This is a genomic window from Isosphaeraceae bacterium EP7, assembly GCA_038400315.1.
Lineage (GTDB): Bacteria > Planctomycetota > Planctomycetia > Isosphaerales > Isosphaeraceae > EP7.
In genome coordinates, this window is sequence record CP151667.1 from 171,884 (window position 1) to 191,216 (window position 19,333).

The window sequence follows — 19,333 nt, forward strand, 5'->3', positions numbered from 1 at the left end:
CCCTCCGACGCGGGGAGCCGCCGTGTTCAAGAAAGCGTTCCAGGTCGCCGTCTCCTTCGCCCTGCTCTGCGGTGGGTACCTCGGCTATGCCGAGGTGTTCGCCGTCCTGGTGGCGCGAAGCCAGGCCAAGCTGACGCACGACACGCAGGCGAAACGGCCCCCAAAGGTCGAGAATGCCAGCCTGCGCGAGGCCACGCAGCTCGCCGGCAAGCATTTCGGGGCCGACCACTGGAGTGCCAGGCCGGACCTCCAGTACCGGTTCTATCACCACGATAAGGGCTACTGGTTCTACGCGGAGAATCTGGTACGGTCGGTTGACGGCAAGACCCTGACGCTGAATCCGTTCGTTTCCATCTGGCGAGAGCCGGAGAAGGACGGCAAGAAGGACGGCAGGGCTGTCAAGACGATCTCCAGCAAGGAAGCGATCATCCAGATGGACCAGCCGATCGGGCTGGGCAAGGGGCCGGGCGGGGCCGAGAGCCGGATCGTCAACGTCCGGATCAACCATGACGTGCAGATCCGCGACGACAAGGGGACGACCACCCCGAACGACGACCTGAAGATCGCCATGAACTCGGTCGAGTACGATGAAGGGGCGATGGAGATCAGGACCGACTCGGAAGTCGTCGTGCAGGACCGCGACTTCTGGATGACCGGCACCGGCCTGCGGATGCAGCTCTTCCCCAAGCCTGGCGGCGCGTCCGGCTTTCAGGGGGTGCGCACCGCCACGTTCAAGCATGACGTCCACATCATCATCAAGGACGTGGGCCGATCGGGCGTGCTTCCGGGCAAGGCGACGGCCGAGGCCACCGGCCGGACTCCCCTGGACCTGACCAACGACGGCTCGATGGTCATCCTGTTCCCCAGGCCGGCGGCCAAGGTGATCATCGGGCCCCCCGAGGCCCCCCGGCCCACCATCGCCGAGTTCGCCACCAATGTCCGCGTCCTGCGCGGGGCGACCAACCCCGACCAGCTCAATAGCGACTTCCTGCGCCTGATCTTGCTTCCGATCGACAAGGAAAAGGCGGCCGCCGAGCGGAAGGCCAAGCAGGCGGAGACCCTGGCCGCAGCGGGCCCGAAGTCTTCGGCACCGGCCCCCGTGCCGGTTGTGTTCGTGGCGAAGGCCGACGGCGCTTCGCCCGGCGAAGGCTCGGCCGAGGGCGTCGAAGCTGAAGCGAGCGGGCCGATGACCGAGCTCGGCCTGAAGGAGGCGATGGCCACCGGGCACGCGGTCTGGCTGCGGTCCCCCTCGCAGGGGGTCACCGGTCGCGGCAACCAGCTGATCTACAAGAATCTCTCTCCCGAGCGCCCGAACGAGACCTACTTCCGCGGCGACGCCGGCCGAGGCATGGAGATTGACAAGGTCGACCTGGCGGACGTCGACCCCAAGGCGCCCGCCGGCACGCCCAGGGCGGTGAAGTCGGTGACCAAGATCCGGGCGGTCGACGCGACGAACTACGACGCGGGCCCCGGGCCTCAGGGGGGCTCGGTGGTCATCGCCCGCGGCCCGGGAACCCTGGAGAGTCGCCCCGCGGCCACCCTGCCGGTCGAGCGATCGGCGGCCTGGCGCGATCAGCTCATCATGGAGACAACCGGCGTCGGGCTCGCGCAGCGACGCAAGATCACGCTGACCGACCACCCCAGGCTGTCGATGTCTCCCAAGCCGGGTGCCAAACCGGCCGTCGCGGCGGCCCAGGGCATCGTAGGCTCGATCGCGTCGCCGGTGTCGTCCGAGGGACCGACGATCCTCGACGCGGACAAGATGATCGTCGCCTATCTGAGTCCCAAGGCCCCCGCGGCCGCCCCGGGCACGGTCGCCGCTGCCCCCCGGGACGCGGCCTTGGTCCGCACCGCCGCGGGCCCTGCCCCCGTCGCCGAGTCGGTCGAGTCCGGAACCGTCAGGGTGACCGCACCGGCCACGGGGACCGACTCGATGAAGGTGGACAAGCTGCTGGCGCTGGAGAACGTGCATCTCCAGGCGCCCGGTAAGACGATGCGGGCCCGCGACCAGCTCGACGTCGAGTTCGAGCAGGGCACTGTCCTGGAGAAGCCCGCCCCGGCGAAGGCTCCGGCCCCCGTCGTCGCAGCCCCTGCCGAGCCCGCGGCCCTGGCTGAATTGCCGCCGCCGATGAACGCAGGGCCCGAGGTCACGCCGCCGGTGCACGTCTCGGCCAACCGAGTCTGGGCGAAGATCATCCAGGCGGCTGGAAAGGGCAATGAGGGCGGCGATGTCCGCGAGGTCAGGCTCAGGGGCTCGGTGGCCTATCACCAGGACGCGGCTCCGACCAAGGAACGCGGCACCGACGTGACCGGCGAGGCGCTCGACCTGAACCGCGACGTGGCGGGCCTGGCCAAGCTGGTCGTCTTCCATCGCGACCCGTCCGGCGCGGCCCCCAAGGCGGCGGGCCGACCACTGGCTCCTGCGACCGGGGCCGCCGTCAAGGCGCCCGAACGCATGGCCCGCGTCGTCATGCCCGAGATGCAGGTCGAAGGGCCCGTCATCGGCCTCGACCAGGCGGCCGACCACTCCTGGGTGCGCGGGCCGGGTCTCCTGACCATGATGGCCGACCGCGCGGCCGCCGGATCGGACACCGGCCTGGGCGGCGGGTCCAAGAACAAGGACAAGGACGGCTCGGCGAAGGCGACCGCATCGGTCAGGCCCTCGACGGTCAACGAGCTGGATCTTCCCCTGCTCAATCGCCGCCCCACGGCCGACCCCGAGGCCGCCGACCGGGTGCCGATGACGATCACCTGGGTCGACCGGATGGACTTCTACGGCCAGCCCGCGGGCGCCGACGGCCGGCCCGGCCCGGGCAAGATCAACTTCGTCGGCGGGGTGCGTGCCGCCTCGGACGAGGGCCTGATCAACAGCGACACCCTGGACGCCACCCTCGACGGGCCGATCGCCTTCAACCGTGCCGCCTCCGGGACCGCCACTCCGGGCGCGCCCAAGCCCCAGATCTCGCGGGTGCACCTCCGGGGCAAGGCTCTGGTCGTCAACTCGGAACGGAACCCGGTCACCGGCGAGGTCGACGAGAAGCAGCGCATCCTGAGCGAGGAAGTGATCTACGACCGTCTGAGCGGCTACTTCAACGCACCCGGCCCCGGCACCGTGTTCCTCTACAGCCGCAGTGATGCCCAGGACTCGACCGGCCTTGGCGGAATGTCGGATGTGGGCGGCATGGCCTCTCGGACCAAGCCTAGCATCACCAACGCTTCGAATTCAAACGCGGGCGCATCGACCAAGGGAGTTGCCGCGGCCGGGGCGAAGAGGCCGCTCAACTTGACGCAGATTTCCTTCCAGAATGGGATGTACGGCAAGTTCGGTTCCGGGCCGGCCTCCGACCCCCGCGGCGGGCCCCGTCAGGCCGAGTTCTTCAAGGATGTTGACGTGATGCACGCCGAGGTCCCCAGCGTTGACGTCATCCTCAACCCCGACCGCCCCCCGCGCAAGTTCGTCACCCTCACGTCGCAGTCGCTCAGGGTCATCAGCGAGCCCTCCCGCAAGCCAGGCGGCCGGGCCAGGAACCTGCTCGACGCCTGGGATGAAGCCTACGCACGGACCGAGAACTCGACGATCCAGGCCGACCGGATCCGGTATGACTCGGCCACCGAGCTGTTCAACGCCTACGCGTTCAGCGGCCGAGACGTGGTGATGTCGCAGCAGACGATCGTCGGTCAGCCGCCGACGCAGGCCGTGGGCCGTGGCATCATCTTCAACCGCCTGACGGGCGAGCGAGAGCTGATCGAGCCGCAGACGGTGCAGCTCCTGAACCAGAAGCAAGGGGCCCGCCCGACTCCGCTGCCGCCCCCCTCCGACAAGCCCGCCCCCAAGGACAGACGCAAGGGCTTCGCCCCGCCGCAGCAGAACAACAAGGAACGCCGAGGGTTCTCCGGCGGCCGGTTCTGACCACGGGCTGACCTCACCGACATCGTCACCGATCCCGACTCGCCCCAGCTGGCGAGTCGGGATCGGTCTCGTCTTGGCCTGTCGATTCCGCAACGTGTTGCGTTGGTCGGCCTGCTCGCCCCGGCTTGGCCGTAACGCGAGACGGCCACGATCGCGGGGGTGCGATCGTGGCCGTCCTGGATTCGTTCTTGTGCGGCCGAGTCGGGTCAGTAGACCTCGCCGGCGCGGACGACGTGGCCACCGGTGCCGCCGGCGGCGGAGGCCCAGGGGGCGTAGCGGGCGTGCCAGCCTTCGGCGGCGCGGATGCCGAGGAAGTCGTCCTTGGCCAGGCCGTACTTGGCCCACCAGGGGGAGCCGTGCTCGATGACGACCTTGGCGACCTCGGAGACGCGGTTGAAGCCGGTCTCGGCGGCGAACTTGCTTCGGCCTTCGGCGCCGTCCTGGAGGAAGTATTCCTTCCAGAAGGCACGGCCGCCGAGCACGCCGGAGCAGCCGCTTTCCATGGCCATGTGCACCTGCTTGAGGTACTGGTCATAGTCGACGCCGGCGGAGAGGAGCACCCAGGGGCGCTCGCTAGCTTCGCTCAGGGCGTGAAGGTTGTCGGCGAGCTGGTCGTCGGACTCGTGCCCCAGGGTGCCGGGGAACTCGGCCTTGTAGACGTCGCAGAAGCGGCTGAGCTGGCGGGCCGCCTCGATGGTGGTCTCGGCCTTGCGGTCGAAGTAGGTCTTGTCGGTCTTCTTCTCGGTGCCGTAGTTGAAGGAGACCGGCTCGAGCAGGAAGAGGATGTCGTACTTCTTGCACTCTTCGTAGACGTGCTGGATGAAGGCGAACTGGTGCTCGGCGGAGATCAGCTCGCCGGGCTCGAACGGGGCGAGCAGCTTGACGGCGTCGGCGCCCATCAGCTTGATCTTCTCGACCGACCAGCCGGCCTCGATCTCGCCCATCGGGCCGCCGAGCTTGTTCTTGGGGCTGCCGGACTTCTCGACGCGGACGAGCAGGCCCTTGTCGGCCGGCGCGGCGCCGGTGGCGATGGCCGGCCAGGCGCCGTAGTAGCTGTCGATGAGGATGCCCGAGGCGGCCGGGGCCATGTGCCGCATCATGTCGAGCTTGGCGTCGACGACCTCTTCGTAGGTCGGCTCGCGATCCTGGCCCTTGCCCTTGAGGGCCTTGGCGGCCATCTCGATCATCGAGCTGTTCTGGTCGAGGGCCAGCATGGTCAGCGTGCCGTTGGGGTTGCTGATCCGTTGCAGGCCGCGGAGCTTGCCGGGGGTCAGTCCCTTGCCGAGCAGTGCGGTCGCGCCCAGGAGGCGCGGGGTGGTGGCGGCGACAGCCATCGCTAGCAAGACTCCCAGATCAAAAAGGGGAAAGAAAGGACGCGCCCGGGGGGCCGACTCGGGTCGGCCGGCCAACCGAGGAGGAGAATTCCAGCTCGGGCGAGAAACCCGGACAGGGCGGTGGATCGGCCGCGGCCGTCCGCCGACTTCGCGCGGCGAGGGGGGCCGCGTGAGGGTGATTTGCGACGTCTGAGGACGGCCTGCGCAGGCCGATGATCGGGACTGGTCGCGGGCGATCAGCCGGGCCCGAAGGCCCGAATGGACCCGATTGAGAGGGGGTCCGACCTCGGCCGGATTCGATTGTAACGACCTAGATTCCGGACCGCAATCCTCCGCGGGAGCCCGGTGCGAGGCCGCCCGGCCGCCTCTGCGGGCGCATTCCGCGCGAAATCGTTGAGGAGCGGGCCACGCCCGGGCCGATAAAGAGGTTGTCCGGCAGGGATTCCGGACGCGTCAGGGAAGGCGTTTGGTGGCACCGCGTCAACGGTCGCGTCCAGGGACGGATCGTCGCCCAGCGGGCCGCACGGGCCATGGATTCGGCCCAATCGTGAGATCAAAGCGACGTCCCGCGTGGGGAGTCGTCGACGTCGGCCGGGGGCCTTCAAACGCCCCGGGTCCGGTCTTCGGCCGCTCCCGTCACCTCCGGACGTCGCGGTCGGCCGCCGCCCCGTTGCCGGTCCTCGTTCGGCGAGGCCCATCATCCAGGGGCGGCGGCCGTACTCTTTTCGAACGCCCGGCCAGGTTGGCCGGAATTCCCGGGCATGCCTGGAATCTTCACGGAAGGTGCGGCAACGTGTCGCCTTGACGCCCGGGCCTTCGCGTCTGGCGCGGGCGGCATCATGCCCTTCCTGGAGAGCGACGATGACCTGGATCCTGGCCGCGGCGGTGTTGGGCTTCGGGGCCCCGAAGTCGGTCGAGTGGGTGGCCCATCGGGGCGAGTCGGCCGATGCGCCCGAGAATACGATGGCGGCGTTCCAGCTCGCCTGGGAGCGCAAGGTACCGGCCATCGAGCTGGACGTCCACCTGGCCCGCGACGGTAGCCTCGTCGTCATCCACGACGCCGACGCCAAGCGGACGACCGGGGTTTCCCGCTTGATCAAGGAGAGCACGCGCGACGAGCTGACCTCGCTCGACGCCGGCACCTGGAAGGCCCCCCGTTTTTCCGCCGAGCGTCTGCCGCTGCTTGGCGAGGCCCTGACCACCATCCCCGATGGGAGCCGCTGCTTTATCGAGGTGAAGGTCGGCCCCGAGGCGATCCCCGCGCTGGTCGACGCGGTCCGGGCCTCGGGCAAGAAGCCCGAGCAGCTCGTGATCATCGCGTTCAACCCCGAGACGGTCGCCGAGGCCAAGCGCAAGCTGCCCGAGCTGAAGGCTTATTTCCTGGCCAGCCCCAAGCGAAACGACGCCGGCGAGTGGACGCCGGGCGTGGCTTCCCTGATCGCCAAGGCCAGGGAACTGGGCGCCGACGGCCTCGACCTTGGCGCCGCGGCAGTTGACGCCGAATGGGTCAAGCAGATCAAGGGGGCTGGCCTGGGGCTCTACGTCTGGACCGTCGACAGCCCGGACGAGGCACGCAGGTTGATTGACGCCGGGGTCGACGGCATCACGTCGAACAAGCCGTCCTGGCTCAGAGATCAGTTCTGAACTTCGACCTTCGAGACGATCGACGGCTGGCCGACGTTCAGCGCGCGCCCATGCCCAGCAGCAGGCGCGAGCCGTCGGCCAGCGGACGGTCGGCGAAGAAGAGCTGGTTGGCCGGCGTGGTGACGATCGTGACGTGCTCCTGTCCGTCCACCGTCAGGCCGAAGCGGAGCTGCACCTTGCCGTTGGCGTCGAGCGGGTCCAGCAGCTCGGCGCTGGCCTCGATCTCGCTGCCCATCTTGCATTTCATCGCCTCATCCACGCCCAGCCGCCTGGTCCGGGCGTCGATCAGCTTGAAGCCATGCCCCGGGAGGATCTGCCTGAGCTGAGGCGCGATGGTGGAGAGTCTCGGGTCGACGTACTTGGACCCCGGGGTGGCCCGGATGCCGAAGAGGGTCACCTGCTTGGACTCTTCCTGGGCGCTGGCCTCGCCCGCGCCGAATGTCAGGGCCAGCATGAGCGCCGCCAGGCAGACGCCCGGGACGCGGACGCCGCGGCGGCCTGCTCGGCTCGGGGAGACTGGCGGGGCGGTCGTCGGCATGGTCCGCGGGGCTCGCTCGGGTTGCTGGGGCGGGGCTCAGTCGGCCAGGGTTCTCGGGGCGCTGAAGAGGTTGTCGGCGGGCCCGACCTCGCGGACCGCGAGGCTCGGGACGGCCTCGCTCTCCATGGCGTTGAAGATGTCGTTTCCGAGCCCGACCTCGCGTTCGCGGACGGACTGGACCGTCACGCCGCCGCGTGCGTCGAGCCTGAGGAAGCTGATCTCACCGGCGGGCAGATCGACCTGGGCCACCTGATCCACCGAGGTCCGGGTCGCGGGGCCTGACGACAGGGTCAGGGTCAGCGCCACCACGGCCACGGCGGCCATGGCCAGGCCGATCCAGGCGAGGCGGGCTGCGCCGCGGCGGGCGACCATCGGCAGGACGGCGGGCTCGGGGGTGTCCAGGGCGAGGGCGACGCGGGCCCAGGCGGAGTCCCAGGCGGGCTCGGTCGGCTCGTCGGGGGTGGTGGCCGACCATGCGTCGTCGACGGCCCGGGCGCGCGCGGCGATTCGGGCGCACGCGGGGCAGTCGTCCAGGTGCCCTGCCAGCGCGGCGGGGGAAACCCGGCCGGCGGGCGTGGCCAGCTCTCGCTCGATCTCGCGGCAAATCCCGGCCATCTCTGCCTTCTCCTCGGGCGTCGTCTCCGGCTCAGAGGCCGTCCACGCCCGCCAAGAATGACTGCAACTTCTTTCTCGCGTAATGGATCCGGCTCATCACGGTGCCGATCGCCACGTCCTGCGCCTCGGCGATCTCTTTGTAGCTCAGGCCCGCCTCGGCGAACAGGACGAAGGTGGCTCGGGTGTCGGCTCCCAGTCGGTTCAGTCCCGCGTCGATCGCGTCGCGGAGGTCACGGCGGCGGAGGCCGACGGTCGGGTCGACCTCGATGCCCGGCTCGTTCCCGTCCCGCTCGGCCTGGGCCAGGGGGGTGGTCGCCCTGCGTTTCCGCCGGCGGCCGGCGTCGAGTGAGGTATTGGTCACGATCTTCAGGAGCCAGGTCCGGAACCCGCTACGGCCGTCGAAGTCGTCCAGATGGCCGAGAGCCTTGATGAAGGCGTCCTGCACGGCATCCAGGGCGTCTTCGTCGTTGCCCAGGCAGCGGTGTGCCACCCGATAGGCGATGGCCCGATGCCTGCGGAAGAGTTCCTCGCGTGCCGGAGCGTCGCCTCCGCGTGCCAGGGCCACCAGGTGCTCATCGGGCGCGATGGCGCCGGCGATCATCTCGGTCATCGGCGCCCCCGTCCCATCGTCTCATAGGTCGACGCCGGGCCTGGCCGGATTATTCGACCGACCCGGTCGGGCCGGCCCCTTCCCTCTCATTTGATTCTTGTTGGCCCGCGCCCGGGTTTCAATGCGGGCCGCCCGACGGGCTGGGTTCTCGGCTGCGGCGCGGGTCGAACTTGACCTTGACCGTCGTCGGAGCTTGTCGTTAAATCCCCGCCGCGACTTGAGCGGATGTTTGGTCAGCCTTGAAGACACACCTTGATCTGCTCTCACGCCTAGAGTCACACCTCGGAAACCCCCGGAGGTCGGGCCCCCGCCCCGTCCTGCGTCGCCATGCCGCGCCGCCTGGACGGACTGGCCGAGGGCCCGGGATGCGGGACAGGCACGCCTCGGGCTCGGACGTCCGATGCGGCCGGAACCTTCGGCCGGGCACGGACATGCCGGGCCGTCGGCGATGGTGGGTTCGGGAGTCAAAAGAGTCGGCTTTTGCGTACGTCTCGCGTTCAAGGAGGAACACCGCCGTGATGAGTCGTCTCGCCTTGCTGACCGCCGCGTTGTTTGCCGTCTCCGGGTTCGTGGCCGCCGACCGGGCCCAGGGCTCGTCGCTGCCCGCCGGCGCCTCGGCGTCCTACCGCCTGACCAACACCTCGACGACGAGCGTGTCCCAGGTCATCTTCAACGTCCTGCCGCCGGGCTCGGTGGTCCCCGTCTCCGAGGCCATCAGCCCGCTGACGATCCTGCCCAGCTCGAAGGGGTTCGACCAGGGTGCGCTCCAGGTCGCGCTGGGCACCGGCAAGAGCCCCGACGGGGAGACGCTGCAAGGCCTGGCGCTCGACTTTGGCGCCGCGGGCCTGGGAGCGGGCGGCCAGCTCGACTTCAACCTCAGCCTGGACAAGGCGTTCCAGGGGGTCCCGCAGCTGGTGCTCCCCACGACCACGACCGGCCTGTCGATCGTGCCGATGAGCTTCACCGACCCCGTCACCACCCCGGGCACGGGGACCGGAACCCCGCCGACGACGCAGGTGCCCGAGCCCGCCGCCTGGCTGCTCTGGGCGACCCTGGCCGGCCTGGGCTGGCTGCGTGCCAGCACCTACCGCCGTCGTCGGCTGGCCCTGGCCTGATTTGGCCGCACGCCCAGTCCCGATCCGCACGCTCGCCCGGCCCCCCTTGCCCTTGGCATCGGGGCGCCGGGCGACCATGATAATGACGCCCGGCCGACCTCGGGCCTTTCCGCCGAACTCGGCCCGTTTGGGGGCGTCTCAGTGCGAGTCTTGATCGACAGGGACCGGATCCGCGAACGCGTCGAGGCGCTCGGACGGCAGATCGAGGCCGACTATCAGGGACAGCCCCTGACCATCGTCGCCGTGCTCACCGGCAGCCTTGTGCTGCTGGCCGACCTGATCCGCGCGATTCAGATCCCCCTGCGCGTGGCCGTGCTCCAGGCGGGCAGCTATCGGGGGGCCTCCACCACCCCGGGAGAGCTGACGATCAGCGACGCCTTCGAGCCCGACATCCGGGGCCGCGACGTCCTCCTGCTGGACGACATCCTGGATACCGGCCAGACCCTCTCCGCCCTGGTGAGTCGCCTGGCCGATCGAGGGCCCCTGCGGGTGCGCACCGCCGTGCTCCTGCGCAAGGTGGGCAGGCAGGTCATCGAGATCGAGCCCGACTACTGCGGCTTCACCATCCCCGACGAGTTCGTCGTCGGCTACGGCCTGGACTACAACGACGACTACCGCCACCTGCCCGATATCGCGGTGCTGGATGCCCCCGCCTGACCCGAACGGGCCGTTGCGCCTGGCCCTGATCTCTCGACGTTATCCGCCTCAGATCGGCGGGGGCGAGAAAGTCATGAGCTACCTGGCCGTGGCCCTCGCCGCCGAGGGGGCCGAGGTCACCGTCCTCTGCTGCCAGGCCTTCGACGTCGATCCCCCGTCGCACGCGGACGAAGGGCCGAGGGTCGTCCGCCTGCCGTCGTCGCCCGTCCGGGGCTGGGGCACCGTGCGCTATATGACGGCGCTGAACGGCTGGCTCCGGAAGAATCCCGTCGATCTGGCCTATGTGTCGATGCTCAAGCATGATGCCTTCGCCGCGCTGGGGGCGGGCCGTGCCCGGGGGTTCCCGGTCGTCCTGCGTCCTGAAGGGGCCGGGGCCACGGGCGACATCGCCTGGCAGGGCTGGGGGCGCGGGGGCCGGATCATCGCCCGGCGATGCAAGCGGGCCGACGCGGTCGTGGCGATCTCTCCCGCGGTTCGCGCCGAACTCCTCGCCGCGGGCTACGAACCCGCCCGCGTCGTCGACCTGCCCAACGGCGTGCCCGTGCCCGATCTCGCCTGGTCGCCCCGACCCGACTGGTCCCGGGCGCCAACGGCCGTCTTCGTCGGCCGCCTGGCCCCCGAGAAAGAGCTCGGGGCGCTCGTCGACGCCTGGCCGATCGTCCGGCGCTCCCACCCGGCGGCCCGTCTGATCCTGATCGGCGAGGGGCCCGAGCGGCTCGCCCTGGAATCGAGGATCGCCGGCCTCGGGCTGACCGGCGCGATCGAGCTGCCCGGGATCTGTCTCGACCCCCGCCCTGCCCTGCGCTCGGCCGACCTGTTCGTGCTGCCGTCGCGCGAGGAGGGGATGAGCATCGCGCTGCTGGAGGCGTTGGCCCTGGGCCTGCCCGCGGTCGCTTCGGACATCCCCGGGAATCGACGACTCATCGACGACTTCGAGACCGGCCGGCTGGCCTCCCCCGACGACCCGCCCGCCCTGGCCGCCGCGATCCTCGACCAGTGGCTGGGCTTCGATCGCGCCGTCCGGATGGGGCGGAAGGCCCGAGAGCGGGTGATCGCCGAGTTCTCCGTCTCCGCTTCGGCGCGGCTGCACCTTTCGCTGTTCCGCCGCCTGGTCGCCGCCCGCGACCGGACCTCCCTATGAATCCGGGCCGGGGGCCTTCGACGTGCTGAATGTGCTGCAACTGATCCCGACCCTCGACCGCTCGGGCGCCGAGAAGCAGATGGTGATGCTCTCGGCCGGCCTGCCGCGCGACCGCTTCCGCGTCGAGGCCGCCGCGCTCACCCGACTCGGGCCGCTGGAGGCCGACCTGGAGGCCGCGGGCGTGCCCGTCACGTTGATCGGCAAGCACCTGAAGGTCGATCCGTTCGCGCTGGGGCGCCTGACCCGGTTCATCCGCGTGCGCAAGTTCGACGTGGTGCAGACCTGGATCTTCGCCGCCAGCACCTATGGCCGGGTCGCCGCGCACCGCGCGGGTGTTCCTGTGGTGGTCACCGCCGAGATGGCCGTCGACCTCTGGAAGGGTCGCGGGCACCTCTGGATCGACCGCAAGCTGGCCAACTGGACCGACGCCCTGGTGGGCAACTCGGACGCCGTGGTCGACTTCTACCGCAAGGCGGGCGTGCCCGAGGACCGGCTGGTGATGATCCCGTCAGGCATCGGCGACGAGGAGCCGCCGGCCGTCGACCCCGAGGCGATCCGTGCCGAGCTGGGTCTTCCCCCGGGCTGCCCCCTGGCCCTGTTCGTCGGCCGGCTGGCGCCCCAGAAAGCGGTCTCCGACCTGCTGGAAGCGCTCGACGTGCTCCAGCACATCCGCCCCGGCCTGCGCACCTTGATCGTCGGCGACGGCCCCCTGCGCGACGACCTCATGGGCCGCGCCTCCGCCTACTGTCTGACCGACGCGGTGCGGTTCCTGGGCCATCGCGACGACGTCCCCCGGCTGCTCGCGGCGGCCGACCTGCTCGTCTTACCCAGCCTTTACGAAGGCCTGCCCAACGTGGTGCTGGAGGCGATGCGCTACAGCAAGCCCGTGGTGGCCACCGCCGCGCCAGGCACCACCGAGGTCGTCGCCGACGGCCTAACCGGCCTGCTCGTGCCGATGCGCAACCCCCGCGAGCTGGCCCGCGCCATCCGCTCGGTCATCGACGACCCCGCCCTGGCAAGTCGCCTGGGCCAGGCCGGCCGGGCCCGCGTCGAGGCCGAGTTCCGGGCCCAGACGATGATCGACCGCTTCGCCGCGCTCTACGAGTCGATCGCCGCCCGCAAAGGGCTGCCCGTCCGATCCTAGAGCGGTCCCCGCGTGCTCTCCGTGGGCGAGATCGCCAAAAGCATCGCCCTCCTGGCCGCGCTTGCCGAAATCCCCCAGACGTGGCAAGATGGCTAGACTGGCTAGCCATCAAGGAGGTGCCCAATGACCTGGAATCTCGCCGAAGCGAAGAACCGATTGAGCGAGGTCGTGAACCTCGCCCTCTCCGAGGGGCCGCAGACCATCACCCGTCGCAACGACACCGTCGTCGTCATCTCGGCCGACAAGTACGCGGAGCTGACCGGCAAGAAGCTCGACTTCAAGGAATACTTGCTCCAAGGGGTCGGCCTCGATGAGCTCGATTTGACGAGGGACCAGAGCCCAATGCGAGACGTCGAGCTGTGAAGGCCCTGCTCGATACCAACATCCTCGCCGAGCTGGTGAAGCCGAATGGCAGCGAGGCGGTGCATGCCGCTCTGGCCGAGATTCCCACGGCGAGCGTGTTCCTGAGCGTGCTCACGGTGGGTGAGATTGTGAAGGGCATCGCCCTCCTGCCCCCAGGTCCGAAGAAGAAACACCTCGCGAAATGGCTCGCCGGGATTGAGAGCGACTACGGAGAACGGGTCCTCCCCATCGACGTCGAAACCGCACGAATCTGGGGCGAGCTGACGGCTCGGGCTCAGAAGAAGGGCGTCATCATCCCGCCCGCCGATGGCCTGCTCGCCGCGACGGCCCTTCGGCACGGCCTTCACCTCATGACCCGCAACACCAAGCACTTCGAGGCGAGCGGAGCCCTCATCATCGACCCTTGGCAGGATCAGGATTAGCCCCGGATCAAGGGAATTATCTCCGGCAAAGCCGGGCGGCGAGCCAGGCGATTTGTTGAATATCTGTATAACTCGACCTGAAACAAGTATAACTCTGGCCGACTCTCTTTGGGGGCGGTCCATGCCGCATGCCGGGCGGCTCGAAGTTGGGGGTTCCGATACGACCCCATGACCGGCAATTCGAGGGCTGAGCAATGGCTAAGCAGGTCGCCGTGACGGACAAGGTGAACAAACTTTTAGACACCCAGACGGCCAATCTGGGTCTGCGGACCAAGGAAGGTCTCGCTCATGCAATCTTTGAACTGGCTCTGACCAACGAGTCCTTTATGGCCCAAGCAGCGGCGATGAGCCGCCTCCGTAGCGACAAAGGCTCAGAGGCTCTTGAGAAGATGGGCCTCTGACAACCAGACGCCCAGCGGCCAAGGGGACATTGTCCCCTTGGCCAAAAGCCCTCAACGGGTCGCGTCCTCGGGCCTCGCGACAGATATACGGCGTTATCCTGCACAAACTCCGGCGACTCGCGGACAATCGAGCCGTGTACCTCGGACACGGCGACTTATCGGCGAGAGCTGGAACCGGCCAACCTCTTCAGCCGCCTCGGTGGTTTGGCCCCGGGGGGAAAAAAAAGTGTATGAAGCTGACCCACATCCGGTAATAAGACTTGTGGGCCAAGATTCGCCACCCGCCGTGAAGAGGCTGTCGCATGGAGGCGAGGTTCCTGAAGGCTCTACCAGTCAAGGAGTTGCAATCTCTCTTCGCCCATGGAGCGATGGGCAGCCGCTCGGACGCAGAGCTGCTGGGAATCTTCGTATCAAAGCCTGACGAGGTCGTCTTCGAGGCGATAATCCGCCGCCACGGGCCGATGGTCTGGGGCGTCTGTCGCAGAGTCCTCCGGGACCATCACGACGCCGAGGACGCATTCCAGGCCACGTTCCTCGTCCTGGCCCGCAAGGCAGCTTCCATCACACCTCGGGAGAAGCTCGGCAACTGGCTCTACGGCGTGGCATACCAGACAGCCAGGAAGGCGAGAGCGACGACGTCAAATCGCAAGGCTATGGAGAAGCAGGTGCCGGACATGCCGGAGCCCGTAGCGGACCGAGAGGGCCGCCGGGACGACTTGCTCCCGCTACTGGACCAGGAGTTGAGCCGCCTGCCCAAGAAATACCGCCTGCCCATCGTGCTCTGCGACCTGGAGGGCAAGACCCACAAGCAGGCGGCCGAGCAGCTCGGCTGGCCCATCGGGACGGTCTCTGGGCGACTGTCAAGGGGCAGGACGATGCTGGGCGAGCGGTTGACTCGGCGTGGGTTCACGCTCGCTGGTGGCTCGTTGGCGATGGCATTGTTGCAGGGTTCGGCATCGGCCGGCATCGGCATGCCGACCCGATTGTTCGGTTCCACGGCTCGGGCCGCAAGCCTGTTCGCAGCGGGAGCGGAGCCGGCGGGGATGGTCTCTGCCGGGGTCGCTGCCCTGACGAGGGAGGTGTTGAAGATGATGCTCCTGTCTAAGCTGAAGGTCGCCACGCTGCTGTTCCTGGTCCTCACCGGCACCGGCCTTATCTGGAACGGCTCCAGAGCAGCCGGGGCGGGACCTTCCCCGGCCCCCACTAGGCCGGATACGCCTACAGATGTAGGTCCTAATCGAGCCGTCGAAGCGGCGAAGTCGCCCGTAACCGAGTTGGAAGGGACGTGGGTCCTCGTGTCCATCGAGAGGGAAGGCAAAACGGAGGGGTTTGAACAGGGCGGTCCCATGTCCATGACGTTGACGTTCAGGGGGGACCATTACGAGGTGCGAGAACAGAAGGTGACCCCAGGAAATCGGGAGGTCCATACCGAGACGGGCCGTTTCATTGTGGATGAATTCGACGGCCTCAAGGCGGTCACAATGGTCCCCCCGGACGGCAAGCGGGCTGGCGTCGTGCTCGCCCTCTACAGGATGGGGGACGGCATGCTCAAGCTTTGCGGCCCCCCCAGCGGCAGCGGGGACCGACCTCAGTCATTCGACTCCGACGAGAAACGCTACATCGAAACCTTTAAGCGTGGCGAGGGTGGCGAGACAAGTCCTCTCGGTCCGCAAGGCTCTAGCGAGACTTCCGTCCGGTCGGGCAAGTAACCCGCAAAGTGATGCGGGGGCTTAGACCACGTTGGTTAGCAGGCCCCTAGGCCGTCACCGACGGCTCGGGGGCTTCGTCGTCGACAATTTATGCCCAAATAATGGAACGGAACGTAAAGGGCATTATGGGCTCGTTGCCTTTCCAGATCGCCAAAACTCATCTCGGATGGCGGGTCTTGACACTCTGCTTTCGGAATCCGATCGGGAGAAGGCATTCAGGACGTTTCTGTCCATGTTGCCCGGTCATGTGGGAACATCCCGAAACCGACCGGATTCTGTTGGCGAATTTGGCCGGTTCGTCAGTGATCGCGGGCTTTCAAGGTCCCCTCTTTCCAAGACTCAGGTCGATACGTTTCGTTGGGAATTCGCCGACAGAGTCGTGCAGTCATCGGGCCCGACCGAAGAAAGTTTGGAAAATTCCCAAGAAAGTAGGGAGGGAACGGCCGTTTTTTCAGATTGTTCTTGATAGGGGCCTCGATTGCGCGACGTCGCGCACGGGGGCCAACGCCACGCCGGCGACATCTTGAACCGACCGACTTTGAAAGGCGCGACGACGCACCATGGATACTCCCACGACGAGCCAGAAGCGGATTGACGCCAACCGACGCAATGCGATGCGCAGCACCGGGCCTCGGACCGTCGAGGGGAAAGAGAAATCGCGGCGGAATCGCCTGGTTCATGGGTTGTCGGGCGCGGGTGTCGTGTTGCCGCAGGATCAAGAGCAGGCGGCGCGGGAGCGGGCCGAGCAGTGGAATTCGTCGCTGCGGCCGATCAATGCGTTCGAGATGAGCCTGGTCGAGACGATCGCCGTGGAGAGCCTTCGCATCGAGCGTTGCCGGGTTGAGGAGCGGCTCGCCCGCGACAACCGAGGCCGTCGCGCCGTCAGTTGCTGGGGCGACGAGCGGAAGGCCGAGACGGCACGGATCGCCCGCGGTCTGGCGAACAGGCCCGCGGAAGTTGCGGCCAGGCTCAGCATCAATGCTCCTGGATGCGACTGGATGATCGATCGCTGGCGTGCGCTGGGCGTGGCGCTGGACAAAAATGGGACGTGGACTGATGAGCAAGTGACGCTCGCCCTGGACCTGCTCGGCATTGATAGCACACTGCGCGAACTGCACACGCCGCTCGATCCCGCCGATGGTTCCAGCACGCTCGACCATCGCCAGGAGCTGATCGACGACCAGCTCGAGACGTTGCTCGGGCGCAAGGATTCAGGCCTCGACGACATCGAGGAGGACGAGCGCGAGGCCGCGATCCTGGGATTCTCGACGGGCGACGACCGCGTCCTGGTCCTGCTGCGTCGCTACGAGACCGCCAGCTTCCGCCGCATGAAGTGGGCCCTCGACCTGATGCACAAGGGTCGATCCCGGCCCAACAACCCGGTCCCCGACCCCAAGTGGGACGATGACGCCCCCGCCTCGCGGAGCCCGTACACGACCGGCGAGGAGGTCGAGCGGAACCGGCTCGCCAAGGAGAAGTTCGATGCCGAGCGCAGCCTGCCCGCCCACGCATCGACCGACGCGAGGCTGATCCCCGTGCAACCGCGACTGGTCAACTTGCTACGGAACGAACCCAACGCGAAGCTTGCCAGCCCGCCGCCCGCGACCTCGTCTCGCCCCCGTATCGAGGCCCGCCAGGCCGCCAGACACAACGCCCGCCTCCTCCGCGAACTCCCCGGGCGACGCCGCCCCGCCCGCATCGCCGCCTGATTCTGACGATCCGCCCGTTCATCGAGCGGTTCTCGGTTGACCGTATCACGCCGGAAAAGGGGACGGGCCCCTGCGCTTTGCCGCGGAGCCGGCCCCGTATCCTCGGCCGCGCCCAACAAGCGGAAACCGCTCCGAGGGGCATTGACGGTCCCCAACGGGTCGCTGATTTGTTATTTTGAACGGCCCGGGGCGCCCGATGGTGGGCGCCGTCGACGCACCATCGCGGGAGCCGATTCGTGACCTGGAACGCACTCTTACGCCCCGGCCACGGCCTCCTGGCCGCGCTGCTGGCCTCCGTCATGCTGGGCGGCCCGGCCCTGGCCGACGACCCGATCAAGCAGATGCAGGCCGACTATTCCAAGAACAAGGCGCAGAAGGCCAAGCGGGCCTATCACTTCGGCTCGCAAGGGGCCGGCGACGTCTTCTCCAACCACGGCAGCCACAGCAACCGCCTGATCCCCGTCTACACGTTCGGCTCGAAAGTCGACCTCGCCGCCGTCACCGGCAAGAACAGCGTCTATCGCGACGAGGCCAGGCTTCGCAAGCTCTACGGCTTCTTGCCGGTCAATACCCTGAACCCCGACGCCGAGTACGCCGACCAGGCCGACCTCTACAAGGTGCAGATGGACGCCGCCGACGCGGGGGTCAAGCACCTGTTCGTCGTCTGGTTCGACGGCATGGACTGGCCCGCCACCCAGGCCGCCGCCGTGGCCAAGAGCGGCGAGGTCTATCACGAAGGCAAGGGCAAAGGCCTCGTCTTCCAGGATTTCGACGCCAAGGGGACGGCCAAGTATGGCTATTACGTCACCAGCCCGACGCACGACAAGAACGCGACGGACGTCGACGCCCAGACCCTGACCATCCCCGAGGGGAGCTTGCTCGGCGGCTATGACTGGATGATCGCCGGCCCCAACCCCTGGACCCTCGGGCCGCTCGACGCCCCCGGCTACCTGAAGGGACAGGGCGCCACGGCCCAAGACCTGGCCGGCGTCGCCAAGGTGGGCCGCGTGATCCACGCCTACACCGACAGCTCGACCAGCGCCGCCGAGTTCGCCACGGGCGTCAAGTCTTACAACAACGGCGTGAACGTGGCCGAAGATGGCCGCTTCCTCGAGACCGCCTTCCAGAAGCTCCAGAGCAAGGGCTGGAAGGTCGGGACCGTCACCAGCGTCCCGTTCCCCCACGCCAGCCCCGCGGCTATGTACGCCCACAATGTCGACCGCGACGACTACCAGGACCTGGCCCGCGACATGCTGGGCCTGCCCGGAATTGCCCAGGAGACGGGCAAGGAGCCGCTGCTGCCGGGCCTCGACGTGGTCATCGGCACCGGCTTCAACCAGCCGGTCACCGAGAAGACCGCCGCCAGCCAGGGCAAGAATACCCTGCCGGGCAATCTGTTCATCGCCGACGCCGACCTGAAGGCGATCGATGCCCGGAACGGCGGCAACTACGTCGTCACCACCACCGAGTCGGGTGCCAACGGCGCGAAGGCCCTGATGGACGCGGCGACCAAGGCCGCCGCCGACAAGAAGCGTCTCTTCGGCCTTTACGGCAACAAGGGATTCGGCCACCTGCCCTACCGCACGGCCGACGGCGGCTTCGACCCCTCGCCGGGCGTCGGCGGCAAGGCCGAGGTTTACACCCCCGCCGACCTGGACGAGAACCCGACCCTCGCCGACATGACCCGCGCCGCCCTCGTCCCCCTGACCGCCGAGCCGGGCAAGCCCTTCGCCCTGTTCGTCGAGGCCGGTGACGTCGACTGGGGCCTGCACGATAATAACCTCGACACCGCCATCGGCGCCGTCATCAGCGGCGACCACGCCATCCGCGCGATCATCGACTGGGTCGAGAAGAACAGTAACTGGGACGACTCCGCCATGATCATCTCCTCCGACCACGGCCACTACCTCGTCATCGACGACCTGAAAGCCATCGCCGGGACCGCCAAGGGCGACTGACCCACGCCCCGCGGCGGAGGCCCCCAATCCCGGCGCCTCCGCCGCGAATTCCCGTCGACCACG

General features: G+C 68.2%; 16 protein-coding genes. 12 read left to right on the forward strand and 4 right to left on the reverse strand.

All coding sequences use genetic code 11. From position 1 onward, the window contains the following. Positions 1-22: 22 nt before the first annotated feature. Positions 23-3,910, forward strand: a complete 3,888-nt coding sequence (locus EP7_RS00725; protein WP_463525628.1) for a hypothetical protein — start codon at positions 23-25, stop codon at positions 3,908-3,910. A 206-nt stretch (positions 3,911-4,116) separates the two neighbouring features. Here the strand turns inward: EP7_RS00725 and EP7_RS00730 are convergent, their stop codons facing one another. Next, a complete protein-coding gene (locus EP7_RS00730; RefSeq protein ID WP_463525629.1) occupies positions 4,117-5,244 on the reverse strand; it encodes a tagatose 1,6-diphosphate aldolase in 1,128 nt (375 codons plus the stop codon). A gap of 861 nt (positions 5,245-6,105) precedes the next feature. On the opposite strand from EP7_RS00730, the gene EP7_RS00735 reads away from it, so the two are divergent. Next, the gene (locus tag EP7_RS00735; RefSeq protein ID WP_463525630.1) at positions 6,106-6,888 is read left to right on the forward strand and encodes a glycerophosphodiester phosphodiesterase; all 783 of its coding nucleotides are present in this window, start codon (positions 6,106-6,108) and stop codon (positions 6,886-6,888) included. A gap of 37 nt (positions 6,889-6,925) precedes the next feature. Here EP7_RS00735 and EP7_RS00740 read toward each other — a convergent pair whose 3' ends face one another. Genes EP7_RS00740 through EP7_RS00750 form a run of 3 tightly spaced genes read right to left on the reverse strand, consistent with a single transcriptional unit; the run spans position 6,926 to position 8,651 of the window. Continuing rightward, positions 6,926-7,426, reverse strand: coding sequence for a hypothetical protein (locus tag EP7_RS00740; protein ID WP_463525631.1), 501 nt, complete (start codon positions 7,424-7,426; stop codon positions 6,926-6,928). Positions 7,427-7,462: 36 nt separating this feature from the next. Further along, positions 7,463-8,041, reverse strand: a complete 579-nt coding sequence (locus tag EP7_RS00745; protein WP_463525633.1) for a hypothetical protein — start codon at positions 8,039-8,041, stop codon at positions 7,463-7,465. Positions 8,042-8,072: 31 nt separating this feature from the next. Next, positions 8,073-8,651 (reverse strand): RNA polymerase sigma factor, encoded by a 579-nt coding sequence (locus tag EP7_RS00750; protein WP_463525634.1) that lies wholly within the window; start codon positions 8,649-8,651, stop codon positions 8,073-8,075. 515 nt (positions 8,652-9,166) lie between these two features. On the opposite strand from EP7_RS00750, the gene EP7_RS00755 reads away from it, so the two are divergent. The 10 genes from EP7_RS00755 (at position 9,167) to EP7_RS00800 (ending at position 19,270) form a co-directional block, all read left to right on the forward strand. Next, on the forward strand, positions 9,167-9,766 hold the full coding sequence (locus EP7_RS00755) for a hypothetical protein (RefSeq protein ID WP_463525635.1): 600 nt from the start codon (positions 9,167-9,169) through the stop codon (positions 9,764-9,766). A 141-nt stretch (positions 9,767-9,907) separates the two neighbouring features. Beyond that, entirely contained in the window at positions 9,908-10,423 is a 516-nt protein-coding gene (gene hpt / locus EP7_RS00760) for a hypoxanthine phosphoribosyltransferase (RefSeq protein ID WP_463525636.1), read from the forward strand. After that, positions 10,410-11,564, forward strand: coding sequence for a glycosyltransferase family 4 protein (locus tag EP7_RS00765; RefSeq protein WP_463525637.1), 1,155 nt, complete (start codon positions 10,410-10,412; stop codon positions 11,562-11,564). The genes hpt and EP7_RS00765 overlap by 14 nt, the downstream gene beginning before the upstream one ends. A 22-nt stretch (positions 11,565-11,586) precedes the next feature. Further along, positions 11,587-12,708: a glycosyltransferase gene (locus EP7_RS00770; RefSeq protein WP_463525638.1), complete on the forward strand. Its 1,122-nt coding sequence runs from the start codon at positions 11,587-11,589 to the stop codon at positions 12,706-12,708. A gap of 123 nt (positions 12,709-12,831) precedes the next feature. Beyond that, positions 12,832-13,071 (forward strand): type II toxin-antitoxin system prevent-host-death family antitoxin, encoded by a 240-nt coding sequence (locus tag EP7_RS00775; RefSeq protein WP_463525639.1) that lies wholly within the window; start codon positions 12,832-12,834, stop codon positions 13,069-13,071. Next, entirely contained in the window at positions 13,068-13,493 is a 426-nt protein-coding gene (locus tag EP7_RS00780) for a PIN domain-containing protein (RefSeq protein WP_463525640.1), read from the forward strand. Before EP7_RS00775 ends, EP7_RS00780 begins: the two co-directional genes overlap by 4 nt. 194 nt (positions 13,494-13,687) lie before the next feature. Beyond that, complete coding sequence (locus EP7_RS00785) at positions 13,688-13,894, forward strand: hypothetical protein (protein ID WP_463525641.1); 207 nt, start codon at positions 13,688-13,690, stop codon at positions 13,892-13,894. A 302-nt stretch (positions 13,895-14,196) separates the two neighbouring features. Then, positions 14,197-15,603 carry a sigma-70 family RNA polymerase sigma factor gene (locus EP7_RS00790; RefSeq protein ID WP_463525642.1) on the forward strand — a complete coding sequence of 469 codons (1,407 nt, stop codon included), beginning with the start codon at positions 14,197-14,199 and terminating at the stop codon, positions 15,601-15,603. Positions 15,604-16,163: 560 nt separating this feature from the next. Then, a complete protein-coding gene (locus EP7_RS00795; protein ID WP_463525643.1) occupies positions 16,164-17,312 on the forward strand; it encodes a hypothetical protein in 1,149 nt (382 codons plus the stop codon). Between the two features lie 236 nt (positions 17,313-17,548). After that, positions 17,549-19,270, forward strand: a complete 1,722-nt coding sequence (locus EP7_RS00800; RefSeq protein WP_463525644.1) for an alkaline phosphatase — start codon at positions 17,549-17,551, stop codon at positions 19,268-19,270. Positions 19,271-19,333 lie beyond the last annotated feature (63 nt).